General features: G+C 68.8%; 6 protein-coding genes and 18 tRNA genes. 23 read left to right on the top strand and 1 reads right to left on the bottom strand.

Features of this window, described 5'->3' with window-relative positions:
* The 5 genes from ABFS34_14740 to ABFS34_14720 form a co-directional block, all read left to right on the top strand.
* A partial coding sequence (locus ABFS34_14740) for an aminopeptidase (GenBank protein MEN8376682.1) occupies nucleotides 1-1,084 on the top strand: 1,084 nt, incomplete at its 5' end.
* An 18-nt stretch (nucleotides 1,085-1,102) separates the two neighbouring features.
* On the top strand, nucleotides 1,103-1,483 hold the full coding sequence (locus ABFS34_14735) for a BlaI/MecI/CopY family transcriptional regulator (protein MEN8376681.1): 381 nt from the start codon (nucleotides 1,103-1,105) through the stop codon (nucleotides 1,481-1,483).
* The gene (locus ABFS34_14730) at nucleotides 1,480-3,180 is read left to right on the top strand and encodes a M56 family metallopeptidase (protein ID MEN8376680.1); all 1,701 of its coding nucleotides are present in this window, start codon (nucleotides 1,480-1,482) and stop codon (nucleotides 3,178-3,180) included. Before ABFS34_14735 ends, ABFS34_14730 begins: the two co-directional genes overlap by 4 nt.
* A 120-nt stretch (nucleotides 3,181-3,300) precedes the next feature.
* Entirely contained in the window at nucleotides 3,301-5,817 is a 2,517-nt protein-coding gene (gene leuS, locus ABFS34_14725; GenBank protein ID MEN8376679.1) for a leucine--tRNA ligase, read from the top strand.
* A 3-nt stretch (nucleotides 5,818-5,820) separates the two neighbouring features.
* Nucleotides 5,821-6,636: an aspartyl protease family protein gene (locus tag ABFS34_14720; GenBank protein MEN8376678.1), complete on the top strand. Its 816-nt coding sequence runs from the start codon at nucleotides 5,821-5,823 to the stop codon at nucleotides 6,634-6,636.
* 36 nt (nucleotides 6,637-6,672) lie between these two features.
* Here the strand turns inward: ABFS34_14720 and ABFS34_14715 are convergent, their stop codons facing one another.
* Complete coding sequence (locus tag ABFS34_14715) at nucleotides 6,673-7,209, bottom strand: hypothetical protein (GenBank protein ID MEN8376677.1); 537 nt, start codon at nucleotides 7,207-7,209, stop codon at nucleotides 6,673-6,675.
* Nucleotides 7,210-7,361: 152 nt separating this feature from the next.
* On the opposite strand from ABFS34_14715, the gene ABFS34_14710 reads away from it, so the two are divergent.
* From ABFS34_14710 to ABFS34_14625, 18 genes are all read left to right on the top strand, one after another.
* Nucleotides 7,362-7,435 (top strand) — tRNA-Met (locus ABFS34_14710).
* 127 nt (nucleotides 7,436-7,562) lie between these two features.
* A tRNA-Phe gene (locus ABFS34_14705) sits at nucleotides 7,563-7,635 on the top strand.
* A gap of 19 nt (nucleotides 7,636-7,654) precedes the next feature.
* Nucleotides 7,655-7,727 (top strand) — tRNA-Trp (locus tag ABFS34_14700).
* A 41-nt stretch (nucleotides 7,728-7,768) separates the two neighbouring features.
* A tRNA-Glu gene (locus tag ABFS34_14695) sits at nucleotides 7,769-7,840 on the top strand.
* A gap of 46 nt (nucleotides 7,841-7,886) precedes the next feature.
* Nucleotides 7,887-7,959 (top strand) — tRNA-Gly (locus ABFS34_14690).
* Between the two features lie 44 nt (nucleotides 7,960-8,003).
* Nucleotides 8,004-8,078, top strand: a tRNA-Asp gene (locus tag ABFS34_14685).
* Nucleotides 8,079-8,163: 85 nt separating this feature from the next.
* Nucleotides 8,164-8,236, top strand: a tRNA-Ala gene (locus ABFS34_14680).
* 47 nt (nucleotides 8,237-8,283) lie between these two features.
* Nucleotides 8,284-8,367, top strand: a tRNA-Leu gene (locus tag ABFS34_14675).
* Between the two features lie 23 nt (nucleotides 8,368-8,390).
* Nucleotides 8,391-8,474: transfer RNA gene (locus tag ABFS34_14670), tRNA-Leu, on the top strand.
* Between the two features lie 240 nt (nucleotides 8,475-8,714).
* Nucleotides 8,715-8,788, top strand: a tRNA-Arg gene (locus ABFS34_14665).
* A gap of 78 nt (nucleotides 8,789-8,866) precedes the next feature.
* A tRNA-Tyr gene (locus ABFS34_14660) sits at nucleotides 8,867-8,952 on the top strand.
* Nucleotides 8,953-9,026: transfer RNA gene (locus ABFS34_14655), tRNA-Val, on the top strand.
* Between the two features lie 46 nt (nucleotides 9,027-9,072).
* Nucleotides 9,073-9,145: transfer RNA gene (locus ABFS34_14650), tRNA-Ala, on the top strand.
* Nucleotides 9,146-9,165: 20 nt separating this feature from the next.
* Nucleotides 9,166-9,237, top strand: a tRNA-Thr gene (locus ABFS34_14645).
* Between the two features lie 38 nt (nucleotides 9,238-9,275).
* Nucleotides 9,276-9,348 (top strand) — tRNA-Gly (locus ABFS34_14640).
* A gap of 306 nt (nucleotides 9,349-9,654) precedes the next feature.
* Nucleotides 9,655-9,727: transfer RNA gene (locus ABFS34_14635), tRNA-Gln, on the top strand.
* A 164-nt stretch (nucleotides 9,728-9,891) separates the two neighbouring features.
* Nucleotides 9,892-9,976 (top strand) — tRNA-Ser (locus ABFS34_14630).
* 133 nt (nucleotides 9,977-10,109) lie between these two features.
* Nucleotides 10,110-10,195: transfer RNA gene (locus ABFS34_14625), tRNA-Ser, on the top strand.
* Nucleotides 10,196-10,206: the final 11 nt, after the last annotated feature.

Here is a 10,206-nt window from a genome sequence, read left to right as displayed (position 1 = left end):
CCGGGTTGAATCAGCCATGCGCTGGAAGATCGTTCTGGGACTCGTCGCGGTCGCGCTCACGGCCTCGTTCCTCACGTGCTCGCCGGGCTACGTGCTGCGCGCCGGCTACGAGGAAGCCAAGCTGCTCAGTCGACGCCGTCCGATCGACGAAGTGCGCGCCGACGCCAACATCACCGCCGAGGAGCGGCGCAAGCTGGACCTCGTCGTCCAGGCGCGGACCTTCGCGCGCGAGTCCCTGGGGCTGGACGTGGGCGACAGCTACACCACCTACGCCACGGTGGACAGCGACACGCTGCTGCTCGTCGTCTCCGCCGCGGAAAAGCTGCGCTTCCGGCAGCACACGTGGTGGTTCCCCATCGTGGGGCGCGTGCCCTACAAGGGCTTCTTCCGCTTCCAGGACGCGTTCGATGAGGCCGAGCGGCTGGAGCGCGAGGGTCTGGACACCTACGTCCGCCCGACCGCCGCGTTCAGCACGCTCGGCTGGTTCAACGATCCCCTGCTCTCCACGGTGCTGCGCTCGGCCGACGTCTTCCTGGTGGGCACGGTCATCCACGAGGTGACCCACAACACCATGTACGTGCCCAGCCAGGCCGCCTTCAATGAGAGCTTCGCCAACTTCGTGGGCGACGTGGGCGCGGCCGAGCTCCTGTGCGGGGTCGAGGGCGAGGAGGGCCAGCGCTGCCGGCAGGCGCGCGCCGCCTGGGAGGACAACCTGGTGTTCGGGCGCTTCCTGTCGGGGCTGGTGGCCTCGCTCGACTCGCTCTACGCGCTCGAGGACATGCCCCCCGACGCCAAGCTCGAGGCACGCGAGGAGATCTTCGCCGGAGCCAGGGAGACGTACGAAGCGGAGGTGCAACCATCCCTGCGGCTCCTGAACTTCGCCGGGTTCCTGGAAAGCGGGCTCAACAACGCGGCTCTCATCGGGCGCCGTCTCTACTACCAGCGTCTGGACCTCTTCCAGGACGTGCACGCCGCGCTCGGCGGCGACCTGGCGCGGACGATCGCGCGCGTGGTCGAAGTCGCAGAAGCGAATCCGGAAGACCCGTACGGAGCCGTCGAGGCGCTGCTGGCGGAGGCGGGGTGACCGTGACAGATTGTCACCATGACTGAGAAGCCCCCCGATGGAGCCGCGCTCAGCGCGCTCGAGAGCGACGTCATGGGCGTGCTGTGGGCGAGCGACGAGGCGCTCGACGCGGCCGAAGTGCGCGCGCGCCTGCCGCGCGACCTGACCGACTCCACGGTCCGCACCATCCTGCGCCGCGTGGAGTCGAAGGGCTTCGCACAACACGCGCTGGAGGGCCGCCGCTACCTGTACAGCGCGCTCCGCAGCGGCCCCGCGGCGGCCGCGCGCATGGTGGGCTCGGCGCTGCGACGCTACTGCCGCGGGTCGCTGGAGGAGCTGCTGGTCGGCATGGTGGAGGAGGGCGTGGCCGACGCCGACGAGCTCAGGGCCATTGCCGCGCGCATCGCCGAGGACTCGTGAGCGGAGCGCTCTGGATAAGCGCGCTGGCGCTCGCGCTCGGCTGGCCCCTGGTGATCGCCGTCGACCGCTTCGCGGGCCGCCGGGACGCGCGCGTGGGGCGCTCCGCCTACGTCGTCTTCCTGCTCGCGGCGCTGGCGTTTCCGTTCACCCGCGGAGTGCTCGCCCCGGGTCCGTTGCTGGAGGCGCCGACGTCGGTGGTGAGGCTGGCGCCTGGACCCTCGGGCGAGGCCGCGGCGCGTCCGCCCGCCCGGACGCGCGCCGCTCCGCTGGCGCTGCCGAGCGCGGTACGCGCGCCGCCCGGCAGCGGACTGGCCCGACGCGGCTACTTGGCGGGCGTCGTGGTGGCGCTGGCGCTGCTCCTGGCGGCGGTCGCGCGCGCGTGGTCCCTGGGCCGCTCGGGCCGCGACGTGACGGAGGAGTTCTGGCGCTCGGCCGCCGGAGGCGGTGGTCTCAGCGCGGCCGCCGACGCCCCGGGCTGGGGCAACCTGACCGCGCGCGAGACCGAGGCCGTGCGCGCGCCCGTGCTCGCCGGGGTCCTGCGGCCGCGCCTGATCATGCCGGCCGACTGGAGGGACGCGCCGCCGGACGCGCTCGGGGACGCCGCGCTGCACGAGCTCGCGCATCTGCGGCGCCGCGATCCGCTGCTGCGGCTGGTCTCGCGGCTGGCCCGCGCCCTGTACTGGTTCCACCCCGCGGTGTGGCACGCGACGCGCGCGCTCGACGCCAGCTCGGAGGCCGCCGCGGACGCCTGGGTGGTGGCCCGGGGGCGGGACCCACGCGGTTACGTTGGCTCGTTGCTCTACTGGTCGCGCCGCCGCTCGACCGGGCCGCTCGCCACCCTCGCGATGGCCCGCGGGCGGCTCACCAGCCGCGTCGACCGGATCCTGGCAGGGCACCCGGCGCGGGTCCGCCCGGGCCTGGCCGCCGGCGGCGCCGCGGCGGCGTTCGTGGCGCTCAGCGCGCTCCTGGGGGGCACCGACCACCGGCTCCACCTTACGGACGCGGCGGCGACGCCGCGCGTGGCCGACTGGGACGCGGACGTGGGGAGCGTGCTGATCGGCTGGGCCGACGGCACGCAGGTGCACCCCGCTTCCGGCGTCGGAGCTCCGGTGGAGCTGTCGCCGGGCGGTTCGCTCGAGATCGTCGTGCGAACGCCGGCCGGGGTGGACCGCTGGCACATGCGTCGCGCGGGCACCGCGCCCACCTCCATCGAATGGGTGACCCCACGCCGCCGCGCCCAGCTCGCGGCGGGCGCCCCCGTGCTGCACTCGGTTTTCACCGACATGCTGCGCCGCACGCCGGTCGGCATCGAGCACAAGCTCGCCGAGGCCGGCTCTCCGGCCACGGTAAAGGGCGTCCTCGCCGATTTTCGCGACCAGGGCGTGCTGCTCCAATTCGCGCGTCGCTTCCTGGCCGACGACGCCGTGGACGCGCCGACGACGAGCGCGTTCCTGTACGACGTGGGGGACCGCATCCAGGCGCGCGAACAGTTCGCCGCGCTCCTCGAAGACGTGCCCGCGCGGCTCAGGAGCGAGCCGGAAGTGCGCGAGCAGGTGCTCTCGTCGCTGGACTGCTTCGGCTCCGTGGAGATCGCCGGCCGCGTCTATCGCACGCTGAGCGGCTGGGAGTGGACGCCCGCCGAGCTGGACACGCTGCGAACCTGGGCCGCCAGCCACAGCCTGACCGCCTCCTCCTGACGGGGCAGTTCCCCCTCCCCCTTCTCCGTCGCATTATCTTTGCCGATTCATCCGGCCCCGGACCACGCCGGGCCGGCGGGGCGGCGCCCCGAGACAATCGACCGTCAGCGCATTCTGGACATGAGCGAGCGAGCCGGATACGACCCGATCGCGATCGAGGAGAAGTGGCAGGAGATCTGGGCGGAACGGGGCACCAACCTGTTCTCCGACGCCGATCTCCGGGACGCCGAGCGCCCCTTCTTCACGCTCATGATGTACCCCTATCCGTCCGCGGAGGGGCTGCACGTAGGCAACATGTACGCGTTTACCGGGGCGGACATCTTCGGACGCTACAAGCGCCTGCGCGGCTACGACGTGTTCGAGCCCATCGGCTTCGACGCCTTCGGCATCCACTCGGAGAACTACGCCCTGAAGGTGGACATCCACCCCATGGAGCTGATCCCGCGCAACGTCGCCAACTTCACGCGGCAGCTGAAGCGCATCGGCGGGATGTTCGACTGGAACCACACCGTGGATACGACCGACCCGGCGTACTACAAGTGGACCCAGTGGATCTTCCTGAAGCTCTACGAGGCGGGTCTGGCGGAGAAGAAGGAGGCGCCGGTCAACTGGTGCCCCTCGTGCATGACCGTGCTCGCCAACGAGCAGGTCATCGCGGGCGCGTGCGAGCGCTGCGGCACGCCGGTCGAGCAGCGCTTCATCGCGCAGTGGTTCTTCCGCATCACCGACTACACCGAGCGCCTGCTGGACAACCTGTCCTGGATCGACTGGTCGGAGTCGACCAAGAAGTCCCAGGAGAACTGGATCGGCAAGAGCGAGGGCGCCCTGATCCGCTTCCCGATTGCGCGGGCGCGCGTTTCCGAGGACCGACACGAGCCGGCCACGGTGCACGCGGACGCTCCGCTCATCGAGGTGTTCACGACCCGGCCCGACACGATCTTCGGGGCCAGCTACATGGTGTTCGCGCCGGAGCATCCGCTGGTCGACGAGATCACGACGGACGAGCACCGCGACGCCGTCGCCGACTATCGCCGCCAGGTCGCAGCTACGGATCTGGTCAGCCGCAAGAAGACCGAGAAGGAAAAGACCGGCGTGTTCACCGGGGCGTACGCGGTGAACCCGGCGACGTCCGAGGAGATCCCGATCTGGATCGCCGACTACGTGTTGATGGAGTACGGCACCGGCGCGGTCATGGCGGTGCCCGGCCACGACGAGCGCGACTTCGAGTTCGCGAGCGCGTTCGGGCTGCCCATCCCGCGCGTGGTCGCCGACGAGGGCCAGGACGCCTCCACGCCGCTCGGGCAGGTCTTCCCGGGGCACGGCACGCTGGTCAACTCGGGCGACTTCGACGGCATGGACTCGCGCGAGGCGATCGGGGCGATCACGGAGTGGCTGGCCGAGCGGAACGTGGCGGAGGCGCGCGTCAACTACCGCCTGCACGACTGGTGCATCTCCCGGCAGCGCTACTGGGGTCCGCCCATCCCCATCATCTACTGCGACGAGTGCGGGACGCTGCCGGTGCCCGAGTCCGACCTGCCGGTGGAGCTGCCGCACGTGGACGACTACAAGCCCGACGAGAGCGGCGTCAGCCCGCTGGCGCGGGTGGAGTCCTGGTACCGAGTGCCGTGCCCGAAGTGCGGGGCGGAGGCGCGCCGGGAGACCGACGTCAGCGACACCTTCCTGGACAGCGCGTGGTACTTCCTGCGCTACCCGTCGGCGCACCGCGACGACGTCCCCTTCGACGCCGACCTGACCCGCAAGTGGCTGCCCGTCGACACCTACATAGGCGGCGAGGAGCACGCCGTCCTGCACCTGCTCTACAGCCGCTTCGTGACCATGGCGCTGAAGGACCTGGGGTACCTGGACTTCGAAGAGCCCTACCACGTCTTTCGCAAGCACGGCCTGATCATCAAGGACGGCGCGAAGATGTCCAAGACCAAGGGCAACGTGGTGGTCCCCGACGAGTACATCGCCAAGTGGGGCGCGGACGCCATCCGCACCTACCTGATGTTCCTGGGCCCGTACCAGGAGGGCGGGGACTTCCGCGACCAGGGGCTGCAGGGGCCCTACGGCTTCCTGAGCAGGCTGTGGGACACGATCACCGGGGAGCTGGCCGCTGGGCCCGCCGCGCCCGAGGTCGAGCGGCGCCTGCACGCCACCATCCGCAAGGTGACCGAGGACATCGCCAGCCTGCACTACAACACCGCCATCGCGGCGATGATGGAGTACCTGAACGCGGTGCGCGCCGGCAACCGGAAGGTCGCGCGCGCGGAGGTGGCCGCGCTCGTCCCGCTGATCGCGCCGTTCGCGCCGCACCTGGCCGAGGAGGCGTGGCAGGCCCTGGGCTACGAGAGCAGCGTGTTCGACACCGACGGCGCCGAGGTCGAGTTCGACACGGTCGATGACGGCGTATGGCCCGCCTTCGACGCGGCCCGGGCGGTGGACGACGCGGTGGAGTTCGTGGTGCAGGTGAACGGCAAGGTGCGGGCGCGCCTGGAGCTGCCCCGCGGGGTGGACCAGGAGGCGGCCCTGGCCGCCGCTCTGGCGGACGAAAACGTGGGCCGCTGGACGGGCGACGGAGAGATGCGAAAGGTCATCTTCGTGCCCGACAAACTGCTGAACCTGGTGGTCGCGTAGGCGGTGGACGCATTCCCGTTGACCATTGGTCGTCGATCGATCGTCCTGCTAGCGGCGACGCACTGGCTGGTCCTGCTGGGCTGCGACGCAGCGGGAGGCGACACCGGCAGCGAGGATGAGCGGGTTCTAGCGCCACCCGGGGCCGCCGTCGACGTGACCCTGAATCCCTATATTGGCCGGCTGGTGACCGTCGAAGTCATGGTCCAATCGGACACCGCGCGACTGATTCTGGACACCGGCGGCGGCAATACCCTGATCAGTCCCGAGCTCGCTGAACGAATCGGCTGCTCCCCGACGGGGCGCAGCGTGGGTTTTCGGATGTCCGGCGAGCGAGTCGACTTCGCGTTCTGTAACTCGGTGACACTGCATATCGAAGGTGTCCCCTTCGAACACCCACGGATCGCGGTGTGGGACATAGAGGCGGTACTTCCGGAAGACGCGCCTCGGGTGGACGGCGTTCTCTCTCTCCAATCGTTCGCAACCCGCCCGATCACGCTGCGGCTCGCCGAGCGCCTCCTCACCCTTGAGACGCCCGCATCTCTGGCCACTCGTGTCGGTGAGCTGAGACCCGTTGTTAGTCGATTCGCCAGCGGCCAGGACGGAGACGCGCTCACCGTCTTCGTGAAAGGCACTGCCCCCGACACCGCATGGTACCTCCTGGATAGCGGCAACCTCGACTTGGTACAGGCCTCGCCTCAACTGGCCGAATCGGCGCCCCAGGAAGCCGAGACCCGGGAGGACACGCTCGTTCTCGAGGGGCTCGTGGGACAGCCAGCATCGTTCCGCGCGCGCGACATCATCTTCGCGAAAGCCCAGTAACCCAGGGGAAACCGCTCGGAGATTCGGTCGCCTGACCTAGAGCGGCTGGACCGAGAGCGCCGTGGCGAGTAGCGCGTTCGCCGTCGCCGGGTCCTTGGCGAACCCGCCCAGCGACAGGTGGTCCGGTCCGATGAGTCCGTCGCCCAGCTCGGGCCACCAGGCAGCAACCCTCAGCTCGCCGAAGTCTCGAAAGAGGCCCAACTGCGCGGTGCGCCCCCCGATGGTTGTCTCGCACTCGGCGATGATCATGCGACCCTCGACGGAGGCGCCGACGAAGCCCGAGGAATAGGGCCCGAAGTCGTACGTGATGTGGCCGCTCGAGGACACGAAGAGCGCCGTCTCCGAGTCGATGGGCTGGACGACGACCTGGGTGAATCCCTCCGGCAAGCGGAACCGAAAGGCCGAGCCTCGGACCTCCTCCCACTCCGGCGAAGCCATCTGGTCGGGGACCGGACACCCTTCCTCCGCCAGGCGCGTGAGCAGGCTGGGGACCTCGGAACGGGCGGTGGGCTCGGGGCTGCAGGCGGCGAGGCCGAGGACGAGCGCTACGACGACGGCGGATGCACGGAACACGGTCACTCCTCCAGGGTTGTTTTTCGGGGTCTCTGCTGTCTCGACGACGCCCGGGATGGGCGTTTTTCTGTCGCGCGGCGAGGGGCTTTTCGGGCACGTCGGATTGCTTGACACTCCTCCGGGCCAGGTTTATTCTTTTCGGCCTGACTTGTCGCGGGGTGGAGCAGTCTGGTAGCTCGCCGGGCTCATAACCCGGAGGTCGCGGGTTCGAATCCCGCCCCCGCTATTTTCACGAGCCCCGGTTCCTCTGGATCGGGGCTCGCGCGCCTGGAAACGGGACTCCGCGCGGCAGAGACGGTCCGGACGGCCCGCCCGAGCGCAGCAGCTTCGGCGGGCTGTTCTACGAGGCCAGCGGCCAGGTAGCTCAGTTGGTAGAGCACGCGACTGAAAATCGCGGTGTCGGCGGTTCAATTCCGTCCCTGGCCACTTGATTGACAGGCTCGTTAGGTCCGTAGCTCAACTGGTAGAGCACCGGTCTCCAAAACCGGGGGTTGGGGGTTCGAGTCCCTCCGGACCTGTCGGATAGCGGTCGCCGAGGTTCGGGGGCCGAGAGGGGTCGGCCCCCATCGTCTAACGGCTAGGACACCAGGCTTTCAATCTGGTAGCAGGGGTTCGATTCCCCTTGGGGGCGCTGTACTGAAGGGGCGGTCCATGCGGGAAGCGGATCGCCACAGAGCGCGGGCATAGCTCAGTTGGTAGAGCGTCTGCTTGCCATGCAGAAGGTCGCCGGTTCGAGTCCGGTTGCCCGCTCTGGAACAAACGCCCGCAGCGTCGGTAGACGCGCGGCGTTGCAGGGGGCTGTAGCTCAGTTTGGTTAGAGTGCCGGTCTGTCACACCGGAGGTCGCGGGTTCAAGTCCCGTCAGCCCCGTAGCAACCACTGTTTGACAACACGGGTCAGGTGATCGACGCCCGGCGGAGCGCCGGAACGGGCTCCACGCCGGGGGCGATTGATTGGGGCTGTAGCTCAGTTGGGAGAGCGCCTGAATGGCATTCAGGAGGTCAGGGGTTCGACTCCCCTCAGCTCCATCGTGTGGGCCGTCGCCGATGGCGCCCGGCGGCTCCGTTGGTGGGAGGCTCGGATGGCGGAATTGGTAGACGCGCAGGATTCAGGATCCTGTGGGGGCAACCTCGTGAGGGTTCGAATCCCTCTCCGAGCATGCATGGCAGTTCGGTGGACGACGCCCACGTGCTGAAACTGGTAGACAGGCTGGTTTGAGGGACCAGTGCCGGAAACGGCGTACAGGTTCGAGTCCTGTCGTGGGCACTTTTCGCCTTCGTCTCGTGACGCATCTCGGCGTTGCTGCTCGTCGCCGCTTCCTGCGGCGTACTTGAGTACGCCTCGGTCGCGGCTCCTCGCGCGCCTTGACCTGCGTCACGATACTCGGCGAAAAGCTCGGGGAGTGGGGAGAGCGGCGGCGCTTCGCGCGCCTTCGGCGGAAAGTGGAGTCGCTGGGGAAAGCCTGGGTCTAGCGACAGCGGGTTCGCTGGAAACGGAGAACAATTTGCGCCCGTAGCTCAATTGGACAGAGTGCCTGACTACGGATCAGGAGGTTGGGGGTTCGACTCCCTCCGGGCGCATGAACACTCGGCGGAGCGGTCCGCCGGATGGGCCGCGCGGCGCGTAGGCCACGGGCCAGGCAACGGCCGAGACGGATCGGTGGGGTACCGAAGCGGCCAAACGGGGCAGACTGTAAATCTGCTGGCTCAGGCCTACGAAGGTTCGAATCCTTCCCCCACCACCAGGGCGCGTAGCTCAGTTGGTTAGAGCGCTACGTTGACATCGTAGAGGCCAGAGGTTCGAGTCCTCTCGCGCCCACTGGCTGGTGACCCGCGACCAGCAGGCGGGTATGGGAATCAGAATTGGGGCTGTAGCTCAGCTGGGAGAGCGCCTGGATCGCACCCAGGAGGCCAGGGGTTCGAGTCCCCTCAGCTCCACTGCAGGGCAGGACTGGACTGCCACCTTAGCTCAGTGGTAGAGCACGTCATTCGTAATGACGGGGTCGTCGGTTCAAATCCGACAGGTGGCTCTCGGTGGCGGCCGCCGCTGTGGCGAATGGCCGACTCCGCGGGCGTAGCTCAGTTGGTAGAGCATCAGCTTCCCAAGCTGAGGGTCGCCGGTTCGAGCCCGGTCGCCCGCTTGAAGCGGAAGGACTCGCGCCGAAGGCGCGGTCCTAGTGGCCCCGCCAGACATGGCGGCAGTGCCGAAGGACTCGTGCCGCAGGCACGGTCCGCCGGCGGCCCCGCGATGCAGGTCCCCTGCCCGGCGGAAGGGGCATCGCGCCGCAAGGCGCGGCCCCGCTGCCGCGGCAGTTGCAGGATTTTGAACAAGGATTTTGGCGCAGGTCAAGGAGCGCGAGGAGGGGCCGACCGAGGCGTACTACTGTACGCCGCAGGGAGCCCCGACGAGCAGCGACGCCGAGATGCGCCAAAAGCCGCAGTTCAAATGCCCCTTGGTGTAACTGGCAACACGCCTGATTCTGGATCAGGAGAGTCCTGGTTCGATCCCAGGAGGGGCAACTGTTCCGTTCCCGTGGAACGGGCAACTGACCGTTCCCACGGGGACGTCCGACTCGGGCGTTCCCGTGAGGAATGGGAGATTGGGACGTTTCCGCGGAAACGTTTGTGCGCGTAACGGCCCGAGCGGGCCCGACGCGCGGGAGGGGAGGCTTCTGCCGACCCTTGGAGAGGTGGCCGAGTGGCTTAAGGCGGCGCCCTGCTAAGGCGTTTGGGCGAAAGCTCTCGAGGGTTCGAATCCCTCCCTCTCCGCTGACGCGCCGAAGCGTTGGCGCGATGCCCGCTCCGCGGGACCTGGTGTGCCGGCGCGGAAGTCCCGTGTGCACCGAGGCGCGGGATGCAGCGCGCGCCGAATGCCTACGGGACTTCTGCAACGGTACACCAGGGACGGGTGTCCGAGCGGCTTAAGGAGCACGATTGGAAATCGTGTGGGGTTAACAGCCCTCGTGGGTTCGAATCCCACCCCGTCCGTTCGCCGCTCT

It is taken from the genome of Gemmatimonadota bacterium (genome assembly GCA_039715185.1).
Lineage (GTDB): Bacteria > Gemmatimonadota > Gemmatimonadetes > Longimicrobiales > RSA9 > DATHRK01.
The sequence above is the reverse complement of the archived record's forward strand: the minus strand, read 5'-3'. Positions and strand labels throughout refer to the sequence as shown.